Annotated in this window: 25 protein-coding genes; 12 read left to right on the forward strand and 13 right to left on the reverse strand. The window is 64.4% G+C overall.

Translation table 11 applies throughout. The features are described 5' to 3' along the window. Positions 1-41 precede the first annotated feature (41 nt). From lepB to AC4PRM_RS14950, 10 genes are all read left to right on the forward strand, one after another. Positions 42-857 (forward strand): signal peptidase I, encoded by an 816-nt coding sequence (lepB, locus tag AC4PRM_RS14905; RefSeq protein WP_492040452.1) that lies wholly within the window; start codon positions 42-44, stop codon positions 855-857. Further along, complete coding sequence (gene rnc / locus AC4PRM_RS14910; protein ID WP_492040453.1) at positions 857-1,573, forward strand: ribonuclease III; 717 nt, start codon at positions 857-859, stop codon at positions 1,571-1,573. The genes lepB and rnc overlap by 1 nt, the downstream gene beginning before the upstream one ends. Next, positions 1,570-2,529, forward strand: coding sequence for a GTPase Era (era, locus tag AC4PRM_RS14915; RefSeq protein WP_492040454.1), 960 nt, complete (start codon positions 1,570-1,572; stop codon positions 2,527-2,529). The genes rnc and era overlap by 4 nt, the downstream gene beginning before the upstream one ends. 4 nt (positions 2,530-2,533) lie before the next feature. Beyond that, positions 2,534-3,766: a serine hydrolase domain-containing protein gene (locus AC4PRM_RS14920; protein WP_492040455.1), complete on the forward strand. Its 1,233-nt coding sequence runs from the start codon at positions 2,534-2,536 to the stop codon at positions 3,764-3,766. A 53-nt stretch (positions 3,767-3,819) separates the two neighbouring features. Then, positions 3,820-4,437 carry a flavodoxin family protein gene (locus AC4PRM_RS14925; protein WP_492040456.1) on the forward strand — a complete coding sequence of 206 codons (618 nt, stop codon included), beginning with the start codon at positions 3,820-3,822 and terminating at the stop codon, positions 4,435-4,437. Between the two features lie 29 nt (positions 4,438-4,466). After that, a complete protein-coding gene (locus AC4PRM_RS14930) occupies positions 4,467-4,919 on the forward strand; it encodes a nuclear transport factor 2 family protein (RefSeq protein ID WP_492040457.1) in 453 nt (150 codons plus the stop codon). 54 nt (positions 4,920-4,973) lie between these two features. Beyond that, on the forward strand, positions 4,974-5,705 hold the full coding sequence (gene recO / locus AC4PRM_RS14935; protein ID WP_492040458.1) for a DNA repair protein RecO: 732 nt from the start codon (positions 4,974-4,976) through the stop codon (positions 5,703-5,705). A gap of 39 nt (positions 5,706-5,744) precedes the next feature. Next, on the forward strand, positions 5,745-7,949 hold the full coding sequence (gene parC / locus AC4PRM_RS14940) for a DNA topoisomerase IV subunit A (protein WP_492040459.1): 2,205 nt from the start codon (positions 5,745-5,747) through the stop codon (positions 7,947-7,949). A gap of 88 nt (positions 7,950-8,037) precedes the next feature. Further along, positions 8,038-8,610: a LemA family protein gene (locus tag AC4PRM_RS14945; protein ID WP_449496815.1), complete on the forward strand. Its 573-nt coding sequence runs from the start codon at positions 8,038-8,040 to the stop codon at positions 8,608-8,610. Positions 8,611-8,619: 9 nt separating this feature from the next. Further along, positions 8,620-9,654 (forward strand): M48 family metallopeptidase, encoded by a 1,035-nt coding sequence (locus AC4PRM_RS14950; protein WP_492040460.1) that lies wholly within the window; start codon positions 8,620-8,622, stop codon positions 9,652-9,654. Here the strand turns inward: AC4PRM_RS14950 and AC4PRM_RS14955 are convergent. Together AC4PRM_RS14955 and AC4PRM_RS14960 are read right to left on the reverse strand one after the other, a co-directional pair. Continuing rightward, the gene (locus tag AC4PRM_RS14955; protein WP_492040461.1) at positions 9,624-10,385 is read right to left on the reverse strand and encodes an arginyltransferase; all 762 of its coding nucleotides are present in this window, start codon (positions 10,383-10,385) and stop codon (positions 9,624-9,626) included. The two genes, AC4PRM_RS14950 and AC4PRM_RS14955, sit on opposite strands and share 31 nt — an antisense overlap. Before the next feature lie 98 nt (positions 10,386-10,483). Further along, the gene (locus AC4PRM_RS14960) at positions 10,484-11,386 is read right to left on the reverse strand and encodes a flagellar motor protein MotB (protein ID WP_487922219.1); all 903 of its coding nucleotides are present in this window, start codon (positions 11,384-11,386) and stop codon (positions 10,484-10,486) included. 141 nt (positions 11,387-11,527) lie between these two features. On the opposite strand from AC4PRM_RS14960, the gene AC4PRM_RS14965 reads away from it, so the two are divergent. Both AC4PRM_RS14965 and AC4PRM_RS14970 read left to right on the forward strand, forming a co-directional pair. Then, entirely contained in the window at positions 11,528-12,025 is a 498-nt protein-coding gene (locus AC4PRM_RS14965) for a flavin reductase family protein (RefSeq protein ID WP_487922218.1), read from the forward strand. Continuing rightward, positions 12,022-12,888 carry an NAD(P)-dependent oxidoreductase gene (locus AC4PRM_RS14970; protein ID WP_492040462.1) on the forward strand — a complete coding sequence of 289 codons (867 nt, stop codon included), beginning with the start codon at positions 12,022-12,024 and terminating at the stop codon, positions 12,886-12,888. Before AC4PRM_RS14965 ends, AC4PRM_RS14970 begins: the two co-directional genes overlap by 4 nt. 128 nt (positions 12,889-13,016) lie before the next feature. On the opposite strand, the gene AC4PRM_RS14975 is transcribed toward AC4PRM_RS14970, so the two are convergent. From AC4PRM_RS14975 to AC4PRM_RS15025, 11 genes are all read right to left on the reverse strand, one after another. Further along, the gene (locus AC4PRM_RS14975) at positions 13,017-13,313 is read right to left on the reverse strand and encodes a nucleotidyltransferase family protein (RefSeq protein WP_492040463.1); all 297 of its coding nucleotides are present in this window, start codon (positions 13,311-13,313) and stop codon (positions 13,017-13,019) included. A gap of 4 nt (positions 13,314-13,317) precedes the next feature. After that, on the reverse strand, positions 13,318-13,884 hold the full coding sequence (locus AC4PRM_RS14980) for a recombinase family protein (RefSeq protein ID WP_492040464.1): 567 nt from the start codon (positions 13,882-13,884) through the stop codon (positions 13,318-13,320). Between the two features lie 217 nt (positions 13,885-14,101). Continuing rightward, positions 14,102-14,587 (reverse strand): methyltransferase family protein, encoded by a 486-nt coding sequence (locus AC4PRM_RS14985; protein WP_492040465.1) that lies wholly within the window; start codon positions 14,585-14,587, stop codon positions 14,102-14,104. Between the two features lie 124 nt (positions 14,588-14,711). Then, positions 14,712-15,713, reverse strand: a complete 1,002-nt coding sequence (cydB, locus tag AC4PRM_RS14990; RefSeq protein ID WP_492040466.1) for a cytochrome d ubiquinol oxidase subunit II — start codon at positions 15,711-15,713, stop codon at positions 14,712-14,714. Further along, complete coding sequence (locus AC4PRM_RS14995; protein WP_492040467.1) at positions 15,703-17,130, reverse strand: cytochrome ubiquinol oxidase subunit I; 1,428 nt, start codon at positions 17,128-17,130, stop codon at positions 15,703-15,705. Before AC4PRM_RS14995 ends, cydB begins: the two co-directional genes overlap by 11 nt. Positions 17,131-17,174: 44 nt before the next feature. Further along, complete coding sequence (locus tag AC4PRM_RS15000) at positions 17,175-17,975, reverse strand: sulfite exporter TauE/SafE family protein (protein WP_492040468.1); 801 nt, start codon at positions 17,973-17,975, stop codon at positions 17,175-17,177. 12 nt (positions 17,976-17,987) lie between these two features. Continuing rightward, on the reverse strand, positions 17,988-19,262 hold the full coding sequence (locus AC4PRM_RS15005; protein ID WP_492040469.1) for an NAD(P)/FAD-dependent oxidoreductase: 1,275 nt from the start codon (positions 19,260-19,262) through the stop codon (positions 17,988-17,990). Further along, positions 19,259-19,681: a protein tyrosine phosphatase family protein gene (locus AC4PRM_RS15010; protein ID WP_492040470.1), complete on the reverse strand. Its 423-nt coding sequence runs from the start codon at positions 19,679-19,681 to the stop codon at positions 19,259-19,261. Before AC4PRM_RS15010 ends, AC4PRM_RS15005 begins: the two co-directional genes overlap by 4 nt. Positions 19,682-19,710: 29 nt before the next feature. Then, the gene (locus tag AC4PRM_RS15015) at positions 19,711-20,130 is read right to left on the reverse strand and encodes a DUF6691 family protein (protein WP_008259144.1); all 420 of its coding nucleotides are present in this window, start codon (positions 20,128-20,130) and stop codon (positions 19,711-19,713) included. Then, the gene (locus AC4PRM_RS15020; RefSeq protein WP_492040471.1) at positions 20,127-20,561 is read right to left on the reverse strand and encodes a YeeE/YedE family protein; all 435 of its coding nucleotides are present in this window, start codon (positions 20,559-20,561) and stop codon (positions 20,127-20,129) included. The genes AC4PRM_RS15015 and AC4PRM_RS15020 overlap by 4 nt, the downstream gene beginning before the upstream one ends. Positions 20,562-20,573: 12 nt before the next feature. Further along, a complete protein-coding gene (locus tag AC4PRM_RS15025; RefSeq protein WP_492040472.1) occupies positions 20,574-21,515 on the reverse strand; it encodes an MBL fold metallo-hydrolase in 942 nt (313 codons plus the stop codon). Between the last annotated feature and the right edge of the window lie 92 nt (positions 21,516-21,607).

A 21,607-nucleotide genomic window follows, 5' to 3' on the forward strand; every position in this document is an offset into this window, starting at 1 on the left:
ACTTTGACCCGCGCGCGCGCGCGGCTGGGAATGACTTTCTGATGAGCGACGACACCACGTCCAATGCGCCGGTCACGGACATCAAGCGCACCCCGATATTCGGCGGCGGCAAGGCCGAGAAGAAGAAGCCGGAAAACGAAGGTCTGGAGATCTTCAAGACCATCTTCTACGCCCTGCTGATCGCCCTGGTCCTGCGGGTGCTGCTGTTCCAGCCCTTCACTATTCCCTCGGCTTCGATGGAGCCCAATCTGTACGAGGGCGACTACATCGTCGTGTCGAAATGGTCCTATGGCTATTCGCGCCATTCGATGCCGTTCAGCCCGGAAATCTTCGAGGGCCGCATCTTCGGCTCGGCTCCGAAGCGGGGCGATATCGCCGTCTTCAAACTGCCGCGGGACAATCGCACCGACTACATCAAGCGCGTGATCGGTATGCCCGGCGACCGGGTGCAGATGATCGACAATGTGCTGCACATCAACAATGTCGCGGTTCGCGACGTGGTGGTGTCCGGCAACGAACTGTCGGGCATGTTTGGCCAGCAGATCATTCAGGCGCGCGAGACGCTTCCGGGTGGCAAGAGCTTCACCATACAGGATTTTGGTCCTGGCAACGATCTGGACAATACGCCGGCGTTTGAAGTGCCCGCCGGTCACTACTTCATGATGGGCGACAACCGCGACAACTCGATCGACAGCCGGGTCGAACAGACACAAGGCGTGGGCATGGTCCCCGAAGAAAACCTGGTCGGCAAGGCCGAGATCATCCTGCTGTCGTGGGAGCCTGGCGCCTCGCTGTGGAACCCAGTCAGCTGGTTCTCCAACATCCGCCCCAGCCGGTTCTTCCGCGTCCTCGACTGATGGCCGATCGTCGCGCAGAGGCGGTGCGCGCGCTGTCGACGGCCTTGGGCCACCGCTTTGCCGATCCGCGCCTGCTGGACCTTGCCCTGACGCATGCCAGCGTGGGGGAGGGGGCGGAGCGAGACGCGCGGGGCCGTCCGTTCGCCGACAATCAGCGGCTGGAGTTCCTGGGTGACCGGGTACTGGGCCTGCTGGTCGCGGATCGCTTGATGCGCGACTTCCCCGATGCCAACGAAGGCGACATGTCCTCGCGCCTGCATGCGCTTGTCGACAAGGCCGCCTGTGCCCGCGCCGCAGAGGCGCTCGGTGTCGGGCCCGCGATGCGTTTGTCGCCCGGCGAGGCCAAGCAAGGTGGTCGGCGTCGCCAAGGTGTGCTGGGCGATGCGATGGAGGCCATTCTGGCGGCTGCTTGGCTGGATGGCGGCATGGAAGCCGCGCAGGCCGTGTTCGATCGTGCCTGGGCCGCCGAATTGGCCGCGCCGCCTGTGCGCTCGGTCAGCAATCCCAAGTCGGCACTGCAGGAGTGGGCTCTGGGTCAGGCCAAGGCCCTGCCCACCTACCGCATTCTCGAACGGACGGGCTCCGACCACGCTCCGACCTTCACGGTCGAGGTGAACGTCGACGGCTATGCGCCCTTGACCGCACAGGGGCGTTCGCGTCAGGACGCAGAGAAGACGGCCGCTATCGGCCTGTTGCAACGTGAAGGCGTCATTTGACCGATCCCCAGGACACCCGTGTGAATACCCGCGCAGGCTTTGCCGCCATCATCGGCGCGCCCAATGCCGGCAAGTCCACGCTGGTCAACCGGCTGACCGGAACCAAGGTGTCGATCGTCACGCAGAAGGTCCAGACCACCCGTTTTCCCGTGCGCGGTATCGCCATCGAGGGCGACGCCCAGATCGTGCTGGTGGACACGCCGGGCATCTTCACGCCCCGCCGCCGGCTGGACCGGGCCATGGTCGCCTCGGCCTGGGGCGGGGCCTCGGACGCTGACGTCGTCATACATCTGATCGACGCCGCCTCGCACATCGCGTCGGAAGGCAAGGAAGGCCAGGCTGCCGACCGGCGCTCGGCCGAGGACACCGAGACCATCATCGCCAATCTGAAGGCGTCCGACACCCAGGTCATCCTGGCCCTGAACAAGATCGACGGCATGCGCCGCGACACGCTGCTGGCGCTGTCGCATCAGTTGTTTGAAACCGGCGTCTATTCCGAGGTCTACATGATCTCGGCGCTGAGCGGCGACGGTGTGGACGACCTGAAGCAGCGGCTGGCCCGCGCCATGCCCGCCGGGCCGTGGCTCTATCCGGAAGACCAGTCCGCCGACGTGCCGATGCGGGTCCTAGCGGCCGAGATCACGCGCGAGAAGGTCTATCTGCGCGTCCACGAGGAACTGCCGTATTCGGCGGCGGTCGAAACGACGTCGTTCGAGGACAAAGCGGACGGTTCGGCCCGGATCGAGCAGACCATCTATGTCGAGCGCGAGAGCCAACGGCCCATCGTCCTGGGCAAGGGCGGCCAGACCCTGAAATGGATCGGCCAGAAGTCGCGCGAGGAACTGACCGAACTGCTGGATCGGCAGGTCCATCTGTTCCTGACCGTGAAAGTCGATCCGAAGTGGCAGGACAGCCGCGCCCTGTACGCCCAGTTCGGGCTGGATTTCGACGTCTGATTCCTTGTTTCAGGTTCCCCGACATTCCGGTGGCCATCCTCGGCTGACCATCGCCCTCATCAGCGCGGTCCTGATCGCTGTGGCCGGCCTCATCGGCTGGTTCAGCGTGCGTCCCAACGCCGAGGCCTCGGATGTGGTCGAGACAACTGCCCCGCCGCGTCCGCCTCTGGTGGTGGTCGAGAGCTTGCCGCGACTCAAGGCGCATCTGGATCGCTGGGGCGCGAACGAACAGTTCACGGGCGCTGTCCTGGTGGCGCGAGGTGACGAAATCCTGTTTCGGCAAACCTATGGCTTGGCCAATCGGGAAATGGGCGAGCCGTTGAAGCTGGATTCGCGCTTCCGCCTGGCCTCGGTCAGCAAGCAGTTTACCGCCGCCGCCATCCTTCGCCTGCAGGACGAGGGCAAGTTGTCCGTCGATGATCCGCTGTGTCGCTGGATCGAGGACTGCCCTGCCGCGTGGGCTCCCATTCGGCTCAACCACCTTCTGTCGCACACCTCCGGCATTCCCGACCTTATGGCCCGACCCGGCTGGGGCAACCGGCGAGTGACCCCGGCGACCACTCAGGAATTGACCGAAGATTCCAAGCGTTTCAGCCTCAGCTTCGCCCCCGGTACCAAGGTTGGTTACAACAACGCGGCCTATAATCTGTTGGGCGTCGTGGTCGAAAAGGCCAGCGGCCAGCCCCTGCACGACTATTTGCGCACCGCCTTCTTCGACCCTCTGGGCATGGAGGATACGGGCTATGATGACGACCAGTCGGAAGTCGTTATGGGCTATGCCAACCTGGTCGGAGGAATCGCCCCCCAGCCCAATGCCAACCTCAGCATCATCTTCGCCGCTGGTGCGCTGTACTCGACGCTCGATGACCTGCTGGTCTGGGAGAAGGCGTTGCATCAGGGCGATCTGCTGACGCCTGCCAGCTATGCCCAGATGATCGCCGATCACGCCCCCGCCGATACGCCCGATGAGCGGGGACGCCCGCACCGTGCCTGGGGCTATGGCGTATTCTCGAACAGCATCGGCCGACGCGTCAGCCCGGGCTTTGCAGACCGCCAGATCTATCACACCGGCAGTTGGTCGGGCTTCCGCAACCTGATGACCCACCAGCCCGATCAGGACGTGACGGTGATCGTCCTGTCCAACAACTATCATCAGCGCGACGCCGTCTTCCTGATCTCGCAGCAGGCCATGGCCGAGGCCTTGGGCTACCCGTTTCCCACCGCGATGGCCCGTTAGCGGGAACGCGGCGGGCCCGCAGGGGTTGGATCAGGGCAAACCGGAGCCCTGCCATGAAAGCCGTCGTCCTAAACTGCACGCTGAAGCCGTCTCCCCAGACCTCCAGCACCGAGGCCTTGGCGAACGTCGTCATCGTCGAACTCGAAAAGGGCGGGGCCGAGGTCGAGATGATCCGGCTGGTCGATCTAGACATCAAGCCCGGCGTCAGCGCCGATGAAGGCAAGGGCGACGAATGGCCGTCCATCGACGAGAGGCTCAAGGCCGCAGATATCGTGATCTTTGCGACCCCGACCTGGCTGGGCCAGATGTCCAGTGTCTGCCTGCGTGCGCTGGAGCGGATGGATGCCTGGTTTGGCGAGACTGACGACAGTGGACGCCCCGTGGCCTTCGGCAAGGTCGCCGGCGTCGTGGTGACAGGCAATGAAGATGGGGCCCACAACATTGTGGCCACGGTCTGTCAGGGACTGATCGACTTGGGTTTCACCATTCCGGGGCAGAGCTGGACCTACTGGCACCTGGGCCCCGGGCCCGGACCAGACTATGTCGAGACGGATCAGGGGCACGAATATTCTGACCGCGTAGGCCGCAACGCCGCACGCAATCTGCTGGCCGTGGCCAAGGTGCTAAAGCCGACGACCTATCCGGTTCCAGAAAGCGGGGAGCAGGGCTAGGCTGATCGCATCCTGCCGGAGCGCCAGCCATGATGAACCTGTTCGCCGTCCTGTCGATCCTGTCCGCGTCGCCGGAGACGGATGTCGAGGCGGTCATTGACCGCATGCATCAAGCGGCATCTAGGGCCGACGGACAGGACTACTTTAATCAGTTCACCCCTGAGGCCCGCTTCATCGGCACCGACGCGACCGAGCGCTGGTCCCTGACCGCCTTCCGCGCCTATGCGGAGCCGTATTTCGCAAGGGGACGGGGCTGGACCTCTGTGCCACGCGAGCGGACGGTGACTATAGCGCCCATCGGGTGCCGCTGCGTCGCCTGGTTCGACGAAATTCTGGACAATGAGAGCTATGGCCAGGTGCGCGGTTCCGGGGTGTTGAGCCTTACGGACGACGGCTGGAAGATCGAGCAATATGTCCTCAGCTTCACCGTACCGAATGACCGCGCCGATGACGTCGTGGCGGCGATCAAGTCCGAGGAATAAGCGCAACGTACAGGAACGTATGGCCAACATCAGTCTGACCGGCTAACGACCGGCATGGATTTCACCGACGATGCCTTCGTTCTGTCAGCGCGCGCGCATGGCGATACGGGTGTTGTCGTTGAACTGCTGACGCTGGATCACGGTCGCCGTGCGGCCTATGTCGCGGGCGGGGCGTCACGAAAGATGAAGCCGTTCCTGCAGCCCGGCGCGCGGGTTTCTGTCGATTACCGAGCCCGGACGTCTGACCACCTGGGCTCAGCGCGGCTGGAGCCGGTGGGGGAGGGGCCCAGCGCCCTGTTTGACGACCCGATGGCCCTGACGGGCCTCGCCGCCGCCGCATCTGTTGCGCAAGGAGCTCTGCCGGATAGAGAACCGCATCCAGGGGCCTTCATGGCGTTCGAGGCTCTGATGGGAGCGTTCGTCCTTCCCGATGTCTGGCCCGCCATTTTCGTCCGTTTCGAGGCCGGGTTGCTAGAGGACCTGGGCTTTGGGTTGGACCTGTCCCGATGCGCCGTCACCGGAGATATGGACGACCTGATCTGGGTCAGCCCGCGGACGGGTCGCGCCGTCAGCCGAAATGCCGGCGCACCCTATGCCGACAAATTACTGGTCTTGCCGCCCTTCATGCTCGGGGCGCAGGCCGGGCTGGGTGAAGGCGATGTCGGGGCGGGCCTGGCCCTGACCGGCCATTTCCTAGAACAGTTCGTCTTTCACCCCCAGAACCGGCCTATTCCGCCTGCACGGGTGTGGATGATCGACAAGCTGGGCGAGGCGGGACGACTTTAGGCGCTAGACTCAGGCGCTGGGATTACCGATTCGGAAGCCATGACCATTCATACCCCGCCGCCTGAGGGCGGCCGCATCATCGACGAGCCGATGAGCGAGGCGCTGAGCCGTCGCTATTTGGCCTATGCGCTGTCGACCATTACCAACCGCGCCCTGCCGGACGTGCGGGACGGCTTCAAGCCTGTGCATCGGCGCATCATGTACGCCATGCAGCAGATGCGCCTGAACCCCCAGGCGGCTGCACGCAAATGCGCCAAGGTCGTCGGGGAGGTTATGGGCGGCTATCACCCCCATGGCGATGCCTCCATCTATGACGCCCTGGTGCGTCTGGCCCAGGATTTCTCTCAGCGCTACCCACTAGTCGATGGCCAGGGAAACTTCGGCAATATCGACGGCGATAATGCCGCGGCCATGCGCTACACCGAGTGCAAGCTGACGCCCGCCGCCGTGTTGCTGATGGAAGGGATCGAGCAGGACTCGGTCGACTTCAAGGCCACCTACGACGACCAGGACGAAGAGCCGGTTGTCCTGCCTGCCGGCTTCCCCAATCTGCTGGCCAACGGCTCGTCGGGTATCGCCGTCGGCATGGCCACCTCGATCCCGCCGCACAATGTCGGTGAGCTGATCGACGCCTGCCAATTGCTGCTGGATCGGCCGGACGCCACCACGGCGGAACTGGCGACCATCGTGCCGGGACCGGACTTTCCAACCGGGGGCGTGGCGGTCGAGGGCCATGCCTCGATCCTGGAGGCTTACGAGACCGGTCGCGGGGGCGTGCGTCTTCGGGCGCGGTGGGAGCGGGTGCCGCTGGATCGTGGTGGCTATCAGATCGTGGTCACCGAGATGCCGTATCAAGTCGGCAAGTCCAAGCTGGTCGCCGATCTGGCCGATCTGATCGAGCACAAGAAGGCCCCTCTGCTGGGCGACGTGCGCGACGAGTCCGCCGAGGACATTCGTCTGGTGCTGGAGCCCAAGTCGCGGACGGTCGAGGCCGACGTCCTGATGGAGAGCCTCTTCAAGCTTTCCGATCTGGAGGTGCGCTTCCCGATCAACATGAATGTGCTGGACGCCACGGGCACGCCGGGCGTGCTGGGACTGAAGGCCTGTCTACAGGCGTTTCTGGAGCACCGTCGCGAAGTTCTGGTGCGCCGGGCGCACTGGCGGATAGAGCGGGTCGAGAAGCGGTTGCATCTGCTCGAAGGCCTGCGGATCGTCTTCCTGAATCTGGACGAGGTCATCCGTATCGTCCGCGAGGAAGAACAGCCCAAGGCCGTGCTCATCGCCCGTTTCGGCCTGACGGAGCTTCAGGCCGACTTCATCCTCGACACTCGTCTGCGCCAGCTGGCGCGGATCGAAGAGATGACGATCGAGAATGAATTCAAGACTTTGATGGAAGAACTTGCGGCACTGAAGTCGCTGTCAACAACGCCTGCCAAGCAATGGAAGCAGGTCGGTAAGGACCTGGAGGCCGTGCGCAAGGCCATGGTTTCGCCACGCCGCACCACAATCGCCGAGGCCGTAGACAGTTCGGCCTTCGCCGCCGCGGTCGAGGCCTATATCCCGCGCGAGGCCATCACGGTCATCCTATCCGAGCGCGGCTGGATCCGGGCCGCCAAGGGCAAGGTCGAGGATCCGTCGGAGCTGAAGTTCAAGGAGGGCGACAGTCTGGCCTGGCTGGTGCCTGCCTTCACGACCGACAAGCTGCTGGTCGCGGCGTCGGACGGGCGCATCTTCACGATCGGTGCCGACAAGCTGGCGTCCGGGCGCGGGCATGGAGAGCCTTTGCGCCTGATGATCGATCTCGACGAAAAGGCCGAGATCGTGGCCCTCTTGGCCCATCAGCCGGGTGGCAAGCTGCTGGTCGCGTCACGTGCCGGGTATGGGTTCATCGCCCCGGAAGACGAGTTGCTGGCCCAAAAGCGCGGCGGCAAACAGGTGCTGAACGGCGAGCTGAAGGCCGTACTTCGCGTCACCGGAGATCACATCGCCACCATCGGTGACAACATAAAGGCGCTGATCTTCCCTGTCGCCGAACTTCCGGAAATGGGCCGGGGCAAGGGCGTCAAGCTGCAGTCCTACAAACACGGCGGGCTGGTGGATGTGACCGTCTTCGACGGCGCACATGGTCCGGAATGGGTCGATGGCGGCGCTCGGCGCCGGAACTGGCCCGACTGGAAGGACTGGCTGGGCAAACGCGCTGGAGCGGGGCGGCAGGGACCGAGGGGGCTCAGGAAGTTCCGCTAGATCGGCTTACGCCGATTTCACTATCCGCAGTCGCAGGGCCGCGCGATAATCCCTGAATGGCCCACCCCGGGCCGGGTTGGAGATGTCCATGCTCATCACCCTGATCGTCATCGCCGTCATCGTGGCCGTGGTCCTGTTCGTCGTCGTCGGGGCCTACAACAAGCTGGTCGCGCTGGATCAGCGGGCCGACCAGTCGTTCGCCGATATCGATGTGCAGCTCAAGCAGCGTCAGGACTTGATCCCCAATCTGGTGGAGACGGTGAAAGGCTATGCCACGCACGAGGCCGGCACCCTGGCGGCCGTGACCCAGGCCCGCGCTGCCGCCGCGGGGGCCACCTCGGTCAACGACAAGGTCCAGGCCGAGAACATGCTGACCGGGGCCCTCGGCCGCCTGTTCGCCGTGTCCGAGGCCTATCCGGACCTCAAAGCCAACGCCAACTTCCAGCAACTTCAGGCCGAGCTGTCCGACATCGAGAACAAGCTGGCTGCCGCACGCCGCTTCTTCAACAATGCCGTGGCCGAGTTCAACGCCGTGCGCCGCCAGTTCCCGACCGTTCTTTTCGCAGGCATGGTTGGTTATGCCTCCGACAAGCCCTTCTTCGACGTCGGGGAGGGCGATCGCGCCGCCATGAATGCCGCGCCGCCCTCGGTGAAGTTCTAGGCCTCACCCATGGCCCCCGTCGGTCTCCAGACCCATATCTGGGCGAACAACACGCGCTCGGTGATCCTGCTGGCAGGCTTTCCCGTGCTGATGGTCGGCATCCTGTATGGGCTCCAGCTCATGCTGATGGGGTTTGGCATCCTCCCTAACTCCGGAGGCTCGCTGAGCGCGGACATGGCGTTGGCGGCGAGCTGGCTGACAACGACCATCCCGCTGGCCATCGTCTTCTCCGCCATCTGGTTCGCTATCGCCTGGTTCGGCAATCAGGCGATGATCGACGCCATGACAGGGGCCCGCAAGGTTGATCGGCGGTCTGAGCCTGAGCTCTATAACTTGCTGGAAAATCTGTCGATCTCTCGCGGTATGCAGACCCCGACGCTGCGCATCATCGAAGTGGACGGATTGAATGCCTACGCCAGCGGCCTGAACGAAGGCCGTTACAGTGTCACCGTCACGCGCGGGCTGATGCAGGCGCTGGACCGCGACGAACTGGAGGCCGTGCTGGCCCACGAGCTGACGCATGTCATCAACAAGGACGTGCGGACCATGGTGATCGCCTCGATCTTTGCCGGCATCATCAGCGTGGTGGCCGAACTGGTGCTGCGCAGTCTGTTTTATTCACGCGGAGGCGGGCGGCGCGACAACAAGAATGCCATGCCGCTGATCCTGATTGGTCTGGTCATAGCTGCGGTCGGCTATGGGCTGGCCATCGTCATTCGCATGAGCCTGTCACGCACTCGGGAATATGTGGCCGATGCCGGGGCGGTCGAGCTGACCAAAAACCCCGACGCCATGATCGGAGCGCTGCGCAAGATCGAGGGACGGTCGTCTCTGCCGGGCCCTGACGAGGTTCAGCAGATGTTTCTGGACAACCAGCCGAACGGCAAGGGTCTGGAGGGCCTGTTTGCCACCCATCCCCCCATCGCCAAGCGGATCGAGGCCTTGATCAGGTTTGGGGGAGGGCGCGATCCTGGCCCGTGGCGAGAGCCCGCCTCTGTACCGCTGATGCCGCCTTATCCGACGTCGGTACCCTCGGCAGGCTGAACGATCCGCTCCCAGCCCAGACGAGTCAGTTTCTCCATTGGACGGAAGTCCGCCTTGTAGTCCATCTTGCGCGACCCTTGGACCCAGTAGCCCAGATAGACGAAGGGCAGGTTGACCGCCGCCGCCTGACGCACGTGATCCAGTATGGCGAACCGGCCCAGGCTGCATGCTTCGAGAGCTGGGTCGAAGAAGCTGTAAACCATCGAAAGTCCATCACTCAGCAAGTCCGTCAGACAAACGCCGACGAGCTGCCCCGGGCCGTCATCCAACGAAGCCCGGCGATACTCGATCAGGTGGGTGCGGACAGCGGTGTCCTCGATCATGGCGACATAATCCAGCCAGCCCATACCAGCCATGCCGCCCTCGGGATGGCGATTGTTCAGGTAGCGGCGCAACAGATCGAACTGCTCCGTCGTCGCCTCGGCCTCGACCAGATCGCGTGATAGATTTTCGTTCCGACGCAGGATGCGCCTCTGGGAGCGGGAGAACGCGAACTCCGGCACGGGCAGCCGCACCGAGACGCAGGCATCGCAGGCCTCGCAAGCCGGTCGGTAGGCGATATTCTGACTGCGCCTGAATCCCGCCTGCGTCAGTTCATCATTGACGTAGGCACCCTCGCTGAAGGGCAGATTGGCGAACACCTTCCGCTCCGTCTTGCCCGGCAGATAAGGGCAAGGCGCGACCGAGGTCATGTAGAACCGGAGTTGTCGCTGCGGGACGAACTGGGTCAACGGCTCAGGTCCGTGTTTGTCGGCACGTTGAAGATAGGCGACGCATCATGGTTGATATCTGGCCCCGCACGGTCGTTCTGCGCAAGGGTCATATCCGCCTACAGGCTGGTATCGGACGGCAAAACGGGTGCTTCGCGCAACAGAACAATGGCGATGCGCCGGTTGCCAGCCAGCGAAGGATCATCGGGATATAGCGGATCGGAACCGGCCTTGCCCGACACCTGGTACACTCGATCCGAATCGACACCCGCGCCCTGCAGGACCAGCCTTGATGCGTTGGCGCGCTCGGAAGACAGCGACCAGTCACCTGGTGCACTGGCCCGGCTGGAACCCGCCTGGGCCGACGTATGGCCGGTCACGGAGATGCGGTTCGGCAACTGGTTGATCACGCGCGACACGGCTCTCAGCAGAAGCTGGGCCCTGGCATTGGGCCGTGCCGAGTTGTTGTCGAACATGGATCGACCCTCCTGGTCGACCAGCTGGATGCGCAGTCCCTCAGGAGTCTGGTCGATGATCAGCTGTTTCGACAGCTCGGCCAGTTCAGGCATCGACTGCATGGCCTGGCGCAGCGATTCGGCGGCGGAGGCGAACTGGGCGGCTTCGCGGCGGGCGATCTCTTCGCGCAGAGCCTCTTCGCTGGCAGCGGCCAGGTTTGAACTCTGACCTGCGTCCTGCGGCGCGTTATCAGGAGCTTCAGGGGCCAGTTCGGTGATGACCGAGTTGCTGCCCGAGCTCTTGGCACCATCATCACCCAAGGCCGTGCCGCCCAAGATGCCGCCCGAGCCCGACGTTGTCTGGGACACGCTGGCAGGTGCGAAATATTCGGCAATACCGCGCTTCTGCTCCGGATCGGTCGTGTTGATCAGCCACATCAGCAGGAAGAAGGCCATCATCGCTGTCACAAAGTCGGCATAGGCGACCTTCCAGGCCCCGCCATGGTGACCTCCGGCGATCACCTTCTTGACCTTCTTGATCATGATTGGGCGGTCGTTCAGAGCCATCGAATCCGGTGCCTTAACGCTGTTCGTTAGCCACACCATCGCGGGCGCGCGTTAAGAACCGGTTTGCAAATGATACGGGCAAGCGACCATGCGGCACCAAAGTCATTGCCGACGCACTTTGGGTCGCCTAGTCGTCGAAGTGTGACCGACCTCATCAGCCCCACCTTCGATACGCCCGCCTATCGCAAGGCCCTGGGCGGCTTTGCCACCGGCGTCTGCGTCGTGACAGCCCATACGGGGGAGGGGCCCTATGGCATCACTGTCAACTCCTTTACCTCCGTTTCTTTGGCACCGCCGCTGATCCTGTGGTGTCTGGACCGGAAGTCGGAGCGGCACGACGCCTTTGCAGCGGCCGACCGTTTCGCGGTGCATGTACTGCCGATCGAGGATCGCGACATGTCCGACCGGTTCGCCTGGGGCGTTTGCCGTCTGTCGGCCGAGGAGTTCGACAGCTCCAGCAACGAGCCCCCACGCCTTCGAAATGCCCTGACGCGGCTGGACTGCGACGTCCACGACCGCATCGTCATGGGCGATCACCTGACCATTGTTGGAGCCGTGCGAACCTTCGAGACCCGCCCAGGTGATGCGCTGACCTATTATCGGGGCCGGTATGGCGAAGCCCGGGAGCCGCTGGCGTGAAGATCGGATTTGCAGGACTAGGGGTTATGGGCGGGCCGATGGCACGCCATCTGGTTCATGCAGGACATGAGGTTTCGGCCTTCAACCGCTCGATTGATAAGGCATCGGCTTGGGCAAAGCTCGCAGGCGGCGCCGTCGCAAACACAGTCCAAGCTGCAGCGGAAGGTGCGGAGGTGTTCATCCTTTGCGTCGGCAACGACGACGACGTTCGCCAGGTCGTGTCACAGGCCTTGACGCATCTACAGCCGGGCGCGGTCATCATTGATCACACGACGACGTCCGCCGTCGTCGCGCGCGAGATGTCGGATGCGGCTTCGTCCTCTGGTCGTCACTTCATCGACGCGCCGGTTTCCGGTGGCCAGGCCGGTGCCGAAAATGGCCAGCTCAGTGTCATGGCGGGGGGCGATACCGAAGCCCTGGCGCGTGTCGAGCCAATCCTGAAAACCTATTCGAAAGCTATCAAGCGCATGGGCCCGCCCGGGTCCGGTCAGCTCGCCAAGATGGTCAACCAGATTGCCATCGCCGGCGTCGTCCAGGGCTTGGCAGAGGCTGTGCATTTTGCCCATTGCGCTGGCCTGGACACCGACGCGGTCTATGACGCCATTTCCAAGGGTGCGGCCCAGTCCTGGCAGATGGACAATCGCTGGAAGACGATGACGCGCGGCGAGTTCGATTTCGGCTTCGCGGTCGACTGGATGCGCAAGGATCTGGGGCTTGTGCTGGATGAAGCCCGGGCCAACGGTGCGCGGCTCGACATGACGTCTCTGGTCGATAGCTATTACGCAGAGGTTCAGGCCATGGGCGGCGCACGCTGGGATACGTCGAGCCTGGCGGCAAGGCTCCAAAAGCCCAGCAGCGATTAACGGCATGTGAGTGTTCCAGGATCGTAAGACTCCAACCCTCTGAATTGCCTCAATTAGGCTGTTCCTAGTTCCCTGGATTCCAAGGCATGTTGGGCGATGGGCTCCATCGGCGCGCATCGCTGAACCGGTCAAAACACCCTGATAAGGTCCGGGCCAACATCCCGCGCAAAGTTGGCGGACATCGATCGACGCTCAACGAGGTCGATGTTCACGCCAAGTGCTTCTTTCAGGTCCATTAGAATGCCTCCCATATCGAAGGCGTCGAATGGGGCTCCGTCGCAGACGTCGAAGGCGATATCCACGTCGGAATTTTCGGTAGCCGCATCCCTCGCTACAGATCCGAATAGATACACGTGTTCGACGCCGCAGCCTTTCAGATGGTGCTCCAACTCCAAGAGACGAGCAACAGCGTCGGTGCGTAGCACAGGCTCAGGCCTGCGCAGGCGGCTTAGCGCGAAGAGCGCGATATAGGGTGCTTCGCGAAACGCCCAAGGTAGTGGCAATCTCCGCCATCGACTGATCCGGATGCTGCATCAGATGGCGAGCTTGGGTCAGTTGGTTTGAAGAGAGGGCAGGGGGGCGGCCGCCCCTACGGCCGCGCGCCCGCGCTGCAGTCAAACCAGCCATCGTCCTTTCACGGGTCAGGTCGCGTTCCATTTCGGCGAGAGCTGCCATCATGTGGAAGAAGAAGCGGCCGGCGGGTGTGGTCGTGTCGATGCCGTCGGTGAGGCTTCGGAACTCAATCCCGTCATCATTCAGCCCAGCGACGAACTCGACCAACTGCCTAACGGTCCGACCCAGACGGTCGAGTTTCCACACCACAAGCGTGTCGCCATGCCTCAGGTGAGAAAGCGCGGCTGCGAGACCGGGTCGATCAAAACGACTGCCACTAAGCTTGTCGGAGAAGATCCGATCACATCCAGCGCGCCCGAGCGCGTCTGTCTGGAGTGCCAAATTCTGCTCATCGGTCGAGACGCGAGCGTAGCCCAACAACATTTGTGTCAAAACTCATTGAAGACGCGCCGCAAGAGACGCTGATTTCGCTACAGAGTAACGCAACCGGCCCGGCTTTGGAATCGGGCACGGCGATGTCTTGGGCACACTTCGTGTCAAAAACGGTCGTTTACGACAGTGACGGTTAGGTCTGGTGCTGACTCACTGCAGACCTTCACAGGATCCGCTGTTAGGGCGGCGCTGGAAACGAAAGCCAGCCTTAAGGTGATCGAGATGTCATCCGCCGTCCAAGCCAGCGGCGCACCTTGGCGACGTAGGCGTACCAGGCCAACCCGAAGAGGGCTTCCAGATGTCGTTCTTCGCGTCGGATGGCGAGGCGGTCGGTGACGAAGGCGGCGACGGGGGCGGCCACGAAGAACCAGGCGTTGTCGAACAGGCCCCCGAGGCCGAGCAGAAGCAGCCCGTTCGCGAGATAGATCGGGTTGCGGCTCCAGGCGAACGGACCGGTCGTGACCAGAGCGGTCGCCGCCCGGTGCGGCAGGATGTTTGCGTGCCGCCGCCGCATCTCCACCATGGCCCACAGGTCCAGACCAAGGGCGAGCCCGACCAAGAGGCCGCCGGCGGCGAAGGCGCCGGGGAAGAGGGCGGGCGGGGCCCATAGACGCGCCATGAGGAGCGCGACAAGGACGGCGCCGCCCGTGATGAGCGGCGGCCAGGGCCAGCGGTTCGGTGCTAGCGGCTTCATCCGCCGGCCAGCTTGAGAACGCCGCGCAGGAGGTAGGCGCTGCCGCCCAGGACACCCACGCCCAACACCCAGAGCGCGACAAACCAGAGGCCCTGCCGGAGCCTGGTTGTAGGACCTTGGCGCATCAGTGGTAACCGTCGTCGCCGACCTTGCCGCGGAACACCCAGTAGGCATAGGCGGTGTAGGCAAGGATGATCGGGATTAGGATCAGCGCGCCGACCAGCATGAACAGCTGGCTGGAGGCTGGGGCGGCGGCCTGCCAGAGAGTGATCTCGTCCGGCACGGCATAGGGGAAGATGCTGACGCCCAGACCCGCGAAAGTGACGGCGAACAAGCCTAGCGACAGCAGGAAAGGCCAGACCTCGCGCTTGCGGCGCATGGTCCAGAAGTAGGCGGCCGCGACGATCAGGATGAGCAGCGGCACCTGGGCCGTCAGAAGCACGCCGGGCCAGTCGAACCATCGCCGGGCGTATTCGCCGTCGAGGAAGGGCGTGGCCAGGCTGACAGCACCGATCATCAACAGGGTTGCCGGGCCCAGCTTCCAGGCCTGGGAGCGGGCATGGGTCTGGAGCGCGCCTTCCGTCTTCATGTTCAGCCATGTGGCACCCAGAAGGGCGTAGCCGACGACGACGGCGGCGCCGGTCAGCAGGCTGAAGGGGCTGAGCCAGTCCCACCAGCCGCCGCCATAGGCGCGGCCCGATACCTCGACCCCCTGCAGGATCGCCCCCAGGGTCACGCCCTGGGAGAAGGCGGCGAGCAGGGAGCCGCCAAAGAAGGCGATGTCCCAGACCGGCTTGGCCCGTACCGTGCGCCAGCGGTATTCGAAGGCGACGCCCCGGAAAACCAGCCCCAGCAGCATGGCGATGATCGGCGTATAGACCGCCGGCATCAACACGGCGTAGGCGAGGGGAAAGGCGGCGAACAGGCCGCCGCCGCCCAGTATCAGCCAGGTCTCGTTGCCGTCCCACACCGGGGCGATCGAGTTCATCGCCTTGTCGCGCTGTTCGCCCGCCGTGAGCGTCGGGAACAGGATGCCCACGCCCAGGTCAAATCCGTCCATGACGATATACGCGAAGACGGCGAAACCGAGGAGACCGGCCCAGACCAGCGTCAGATCAACGTCCATGGTCGTGGTCCTCCAGAGGCTCGAGCGTGCGGTCCGGGTCGATGGCCGCCGCCGGGGTGATCCCGGCGGTCCGGATGGGACCGTCCATGATGTCGGTCTCGCCCCGGTGCGGCGCATGGGCCATCAGGCGCAGGATGTAGAAAACCCCGGCTCCGAACACCGCGAAATACACGATGGCGAAGGCCGCTAGGGATGTAGCGACGGCCGGTGCCGCGAGGGGGGCGGCGCTGTCAGCCGTCCGGAGGAACCCGTAGACCGTCCAGGGCTGGCGTCCAACCTCGGTGGTGATCCAGCCTGCTAGCACTGCCACGAAGCCCATCGGCCCCATCAGAAGGGCAAAGCGATGCAGCAGCGGCGCGTCGTAGAGGCGCTTTCTGAGCCGGGCGTAGAGGCCCCAAAGCCCGAGGAGCAGCATCGCCATGCCCAGGCCAACCATGACGCGGAAGGACCAGAAGACGACGGGCACCGGCGGCCAATCGGCGCGAGCCACCGTATCCAGACCGGCCAGGGGCGCGTTCAGATCGTGTTTCAAAATCAGTGACGATAGCTTTGGAACCTCGACGGCGGCATGGACCTTGCCGGCATCCTGGTCGGGAATGCCGAACAGGATTAGCGGCGCCCCGTCAGGGTGACTCTCGTAATGCCCCTCCATAGCCATGACCTTGGCGGGCTGGTGCTCGAGGGTATTGATCCCGTGCATGTCGCCCACGAAGATCTGGATGGGCGCAGCGACCAGAATCATGCCGGTCGCCATGGCGAACATCTTGCGCGCGCCCTTGTTGGTCCGATCCCGGATGAGGTGCCAGGCCCCGACCGCGCCCACGACCAGGGCTGTGGTCAGATATGCGGCGATCAGCATGTGGGCGAGGCGGTAGGGGAAGGACGGATTGAAGACGATAGCGAACCAGTCCTCCGGCACGAATTGACCAACCTCGTTGATGGAGAAGCCTTGGGGCGTCTGCATCCAGCTGTTGACGGACAGGATCCAGAATGCGGAGGCGAAGGTGCCGAAGGCCACGGCCAGAGTGGCGACGAAATGCAGGGTTTTGCCTACACGCTTCAGGCCGAACAGCATCACGCCCAGGAAGCCGGCCTCCAAGAAAAAGGCCGAGAGGACCTCATACGCCATTAATGGACCGATGACGGGCCCCGCCTTGTCCGAGAATACCGACCAGTTGGTGCCGAACTGGTAGGACATGACCAGACCGGAGACGACGCCCATGCCAAAGGCCACGGCGAAGATCTTCACCCAGTATTTGAACAGGTTCAGGTACAGGTCCCGCCCGGTTTTTAGCCAGAGGGCTTCCAGAACCGCCAGGTAGCTGGCGAGGCCGATCGAGAAGGCCGGGAACACGATGTGGAACGCCACGGTGAAGGCAAACTGCATACGGGCCAGGACAAGCGCGTCGAGTTCCAAGAGGGTCTCTCCAGATGTTTGGTGTTAGCTGGCCGAGGGCGCGATCAGACGAGCAGGCCCAAGGCCAAGGCACTGCGGTAAAGCATGTAGATCGCGGTCACGAAGATCAGGCCGGCGAACACGTTGGTGAGGGCCCCCTTCCTGTCGGCGAGGGTCTTGGCCAGGCGTGCGCCGAGCAGGCCGCCGAGGATCCCTCCGGCGACGAATACACCAGCCAGCGGCCAGTCCACCCAGCCGGACAAGGCATAGTTGAAAGCCGTGGTCAGGCCGAAGGCGGTCACGCCCACGAGTGACGACCCTACCGCGTAATAGATCGGCATCCGGGTGGAAAACATCAGGCTCGGGACGATCAGGAAGCCGCCGCCGATTCCAAAAAAACCGGACAATATACCGGTCGCAATGCCGGTCCCGACGAGTTTGGGAGCATTGCCAGGCGTCAGCACCACATGCGGATCGCCGGTGGCTGAACGGCCGCGCAGCATCAGGGCTCCAACCACCAGCATCAAAATGGCAAACAGCGCCAGAAGCTTTTGACCATCGACAGCCTTGCCGAGCGTGGAACCGAGTAGCGCACCTGCCACGCCCGCGACGGCGAACAGGCCCGCGATCTTCCACTTCACCGTTCCGCCGCGCGCGTGGTTCAGCAGATTGGCTGCCGCATTGGCAGCCACGGCGAAGGCGCTTGTCCCGATCGCCAGATGGGGGTCCTTGACCCCGACCAGATAAACGATCAGCGGGACCGCCAAGATGGAGCCGCCGCCGCCGACGAGGCCCAGCGAGAAGCCGACCAGCGACCCGGCACCGGCACCCAGAACATACTGCAGGACGCTGAGCGTCGATGACATCGGCTTGGAACCTTAGGCGGGCAGGCGCTGAGCGGGCGCACTCACATGATGAGGCTGGGCCATCCACTCGCGACCTTTGAGCATGGCCGACCAGTAGATTTCAGGCAGGGCCTCGGACTTCAGCAGCCAGGCAAGGCGCGAGGGGCGGGTCCCGTCGATCAACCACTTGGGGAAGCTGGGGAGCAGCTTGCCGCCATAACCGAACTCGGCCAGCACGATCTTGCCGCGCTCTACGGTCAGTGGGCAGGATCCATAGCCGTCATAGGTCGCGGTCATGGGGCGACCGTCCAGCAGCGACAAAGCATTCTCGGCCACGACAGGGGCCTGTTTGCGAGCGGCGGCGGCCGTCTTGGCGTTGGAGGCCGAGCAGGCATCACCCAGACCGAAGACGTTCTCGAATCGCTTGTGGCGCAAGGTGGCGTCGTCGACCTCGATCCAGCCGCTCTCTGCGGCCAAGGGACTCTCGCGAACGAAATCGGGTGCAGTCTGGGGCGGGCAGGCGTGCAGGAAGGCGAACTCGCGGCGCTCCTCCGTTACGGCACCGTCCGCACCGGTGACTGCGAAGGTTGCCGTGCGCGCCGGTCCGTCGACAGCGATCAGTTTGGAGCTGAAGCGCAGATCGACCTGATACTTACGCATGTACTCCATCAGGGCCGGAACATAGTCCTTCACTCCGAACAGGACTGGCCCAGCGTTATGGAACTCGATGTTGATCTCACCGATCCGGCCTTGGTCGTGCCAGTGGTCTGCCGAGAGATAGAGCGCCTTCTGCGGTGCCCCGGCGCACTTGATCGGCATGGGAGGCTGGGTGAACAGGGCCGGTCCGGAGCGCAGGGCCTGGACCAGCTGCCAGGTATAGGGCGCGGTTTCATAGCTGTAGTTGGAGGTGACATTGTTGCGCCCCAGGCTCTCGGCCAGACCAGGAACACCGGCCCAGTTGAGCTTCAGCCCCGGGGCAGCGACCAGCATCCGATAGCCGATCGTCCGTCCATCATCGAGCTCGACCCGATCCCTGGCGGGGTCAAAGGCAGCGGCGGCGGCCCGGATCCACTCTGCACCTTCCGGTATGAGAGCCTCTTCGCGACGCCGCGTCTTCTCGGGCGTGAAGACGCCGGCTCCGACCATGGTCCAGCCGGGCTGATAATAGTGGGTGTCGGAGGGCTCGACGATCGCCAGCCGTAGTCCGGGCCGTCGCTTCAGGAGGCTCGCGGCGGTCGCCAGTCCGGCGGCACCGCCGCCGACGATCAGGACATCATAGGTTTGCGCGGGGGCGTACTGGGCGCTCATGTCGAGGCTCCTTCCAGGCGGGGCAGAAGCCCGGACAGATCATAGCCGGCCGTCTTGGCCGTCGAGATGAGATACTTGGCGTCGGTGTCGGACGCGTGAGCCAGCGCCCAAAGCGTGGTCGTACGGGTCCCGGTCCGGCAGAAACCGAACACGGGCTGGGGCAGGTCAGCCAGAGCCTCGCGGAAATCCGCCACGTCCTGGTCGGAGATGGCGCCGCCGACCACGGGAACATGAGCGAAGGCCAGACCGGCGGCCTCGGCGGCCTGGCGCAGAGCCTCGGCGCTGGGCTGGCCGGGCTCCTCGCAGTCGGGTCGGCTGGAGATCACCGACCGGAAACCCTGGGCCGCGATGGCGGGCAGGTCTTCCGGGGCGATCTGGGGCGAGGCGGAAAGGGCCTCGTCCAGGGGGCGGATATCCATGGCTTTGTCTCCCTAGGGTCTTTTCTGGTTCAGGCATTTCGGTCGAGCGTCAGGCGGAACAGCGCCATGCCGGCCACGAGGGCGCCGACGAAGACGAAGGCCTGCCAGGCGCCGGTCGTCAGGGCCGCCAGCGCCGGGCCGGGGCACAGACCGACCAGCCCCCACCCCAGGCCGAACAGGACGGCCCCGCCGACCAGAGGGGTGTCGATGGTGCGGCTCTCAGGCACATGGAAGGTCTCGGCCGCGACCGGCGTCTCCATGCGCCGGCGGATCAGATAGGCGATGGCGGAGGGGATCAGCGCCCCGCCCATGACGAAGGCCAGCGAGGGGTCCCAGGCGCCCGTCACATCCAGGAAGGCCAGGACGCGGGCCGGGTTGATCATGTCGGACACCACCATGCCGGCGCCGAACAGCAGGCCGCACAGGACGGCGACGATCAGCCGGTTCATGCCAGGCTTCCCAACAGGTGGCGGGTGACGAAGACGGTCAGGGCTGCGACGGCCATGAAGGTGCCGGTGGCGACGATGGAGCGGGGCGACAGGCGGGCCAGGCCGCAGACGCCGTGGCCGCTGGTGCAGCCCGAGCCCCAGCGGGTGCCGAAACCGACGATCAGGCCGCCGAGCACCAGCAGCCAGATGTCCGAGGTGATCTGCACCTCGGGCCTGCGGATCAGCGCTGAGGCCAGGGCCGCGCCGCCCAGCAGGCCGGCGATGAAAAGCAGGTCCAGGGTGCGCGGCGCGCCTTTCGACAGGCCGGTCGCCGCGGCGGTCAGGCCGGAGATCCCGGCCACGCGCCCATTCAGCAGCAGATAAAGGCCGGCGGACAGGCCGACCAGCAGGCCGCCGGCCAGCGGCCAGACGAAGGAAATGGGTTCAGGCATGGGGGGCTCGCCTCACAGCGCGTTCAGCGGGACCTTGAGGTAGCGCACCCCATTGTCCTCGGGCTCGGGCGGGCGGCCGCCGTTCATGTTCACCTGGACCGACGGCAGGATCAGCTTGGGCATCGGCAGGGTCGCGTCGCGCTGGGTGCGCATGGCCACGAACTCGTCCTCGCTGACGCCGTCGCGGATATGGATGTTGCCGGTGCGCTGGGCGCCGATGGTGGTCTCCCAAGCGAACTCGGTCCGGCCCGGCGGCGCCTTGTAGTCGTGGCACAGGAAGACCCGCGCCTCGTCCGGCAGGGAGGTCAGGCGATGGATCGAGCGATACAGGGTCCCGGCGTCGCCGCCGGGGAAGTCGCAGCGCGCCGTGCCGTAGTCGGGCATGAACATGGTGTCGCCGGGAAAGACAGCGTCGCCGATGACATAGGCCAGACAGGCCGGGGTGTGGCCGGGCACATGCAGCACCGTGGCCTTCAGCCCGCCGATCTCGAACCGGTCGCCGTCGTTGAACAGATGGTCGAACTGGCTGCCGTCGCGGCGGAAGTCGGTCCCTTCGTTGAATATCTTGCCGAAGACCGCCTGGACGGTGAGGATCTCATGGCCGATGGCCAGCTGACCGCCGAGCTTTTCCTGGAGATAGGGTGCCGCCGACAGGTGATCGGCGTGGGCGTGGGTCTCCAACAGCCACTGGACCGTGAGACCTTCGGATTTCACGTAATCAATGAGGGCGTCCGCCGAGGCGTGGGCGGTGCGGCCGGACGCCGGATCGTAGTCGAGCACGCTGTCGATGATGGCGCAGACGTCGGAGCCGGGATCGCGCACGACATGGCTGACGGTGAAGGTGGCCTCGTCGAAGAATGACCTGACGACAGGGCGCTGGCGAGGATCGCCCAGCGCGGCGCGCACGATGTCGGCGGCGTGGTCGCGGGCGGGATCGGGGATGGGCGAGGACATGGCGTGTCTCCGTTTCGGTGACTCAACACATATACCTATTCATAGTTCGTGCAAGTATGTATTTTAATGTAGCGGAAACGGTGGGAAGCGCT

This window comes from Brevundimonas sp. DW-iso22, assembly GCF_058725425.1.

What these genes read in the sequence shown, in the direction of transcription:
- lepB (WP_492040452.1), top strand. Translation starts at nt 42, where the DNA reads ATGAGCGACGACACCACGTCCAATGCGCCGGTCACGGACATCAAGCGC.
- rnc (WP_492040453.1), top strand. Translation starts at nt 857, where the DNA reads ATGGCCGATCGTCGCGCAGAGGCGGTGCGCGCGCTGTCGACGGCCTTG.
- AC4PRM_RS14925 (WP_492040456.1), top strand. Translation starts at nt 3,820, where the DNA reads ATGAAAGCCGTCGTCCTAAACTGCACGCTGAAGCCGTCTCCCCAGACC.
- AC4PRM_RS14930 (WP_492040457.1), top strand. Translation starts at nt 4,467, where the DNA reads ATGATGAACCTGTTCGCCGTCCTGTCGATCCTGTCCGCGTCGCCGGAG.
- recO (WP_492040458.1), top strand. Translation starts at nt 4,974, where the DNA reads ATGGATTTCACCGACGATGCCTTCGTTCTGTCAGCGCGCGCGCATGGC.
- parC (WP_492040459.1), top strand. Translation starts at nt 5,745, where the DNA reads ATGACCATTCATACCCCGCCGCCTGAGGGCGGCCGCATCATCGACGAG.
- AC4PRM_RS14945 (WP_449496815.1), top strand. Translation starts at nt 8,038, where the DNA reads ATGCTCATCACCCTGATCGTCATCGCCGTCATCGTGGCCGTGGTCCTG.
- AC4PRM_RS14950 (WP_492040460.1), top strand. Translation starts at nt 8,620, where the DNA reads ATGGCCCCCGTCGGTCTCCAGACCCATATCTGGGCGAACAACACGCGC.
- AC4PRM_RS14960 (WP_487922219.1), bottom strand. Translation starts at nt 11,386, where the DNA reads ATGGCTCTGAACGACCGCCCAATCATGATCAAGAAGGTCAAGAAGGTG.
- AC4PRM_RS14980 (WP_492040464.1), bottom strand. Translation starts at nt 13,884, where the DNA reads ATGTTGTTGGGCTACGCTCGCGTCTCGACCGATGAGCAGAATTTGGCA.
- AC4PRM_RS14985 (WP_492040465.1), bottom strand. Translation starts at nt 14,587, where the DNA reads ATGAAGCCGCTAGCACCGAACCGCTGGCCCTGGCCGCCGCTCATCACG.
- cydB (WP_492040466.1), bottom strand. Translation starts at nt 15,713, where the DNA reads ATGGACGTTGATCTGACGCTGGTCTGGGCCGGTCTCCTCGGTTTCGCC.
- AC4PRM_RS15000 (WP_492040468.1), bottom strand. Translation starts at nt 17,975, where the DNA reads ATGTCATCGACGCTCAGCGTCCTGCAGTATGTTCTGGGTGCCGGTGCC.
- AC4PRM_RS15005 (WP_492040469.1), bottom strand. Translation starts at nt 19,262, where the DNA reads ATGAGCGCCCAGTACGCCCCCGCGCAAACCTATGATGTCCTGATCGTC.
- AC4PRM_RS15010 (WP_492040470.1), bottom strand. Translation starts at nt 19,681, where the DNA reads ATGGATATCCGCCCCCTGGACGAGGCCCTTTCCGCCTCGCCCCAGATC.
- AC4PRM_RS15015 (WP_008259144.1), bottom strand. Translation starts at nt 20,130, where the DNA reads ATGAACCGGCTGATCGTCGCCGTCCTGTGCGGCCTGCTGTTCGGCGCC.
- AC4PRM_RS15020 (WP_492040471.1), bottom strand. Translation starts at nt 20,561, where the DNA reads ATGCCTGAACCCATTTCCTTCGTCTGGCCGCTGGCCGGCGGCCTGCTG.
- AC4PRM_RS15025 (WP_492040472.1), bottom strand. Translation starts at nt 21,515, where the DNA reads ATGTCCTCGCCCATCCCCGATCCCGCCCGCGACCACGCCGCCGACATC.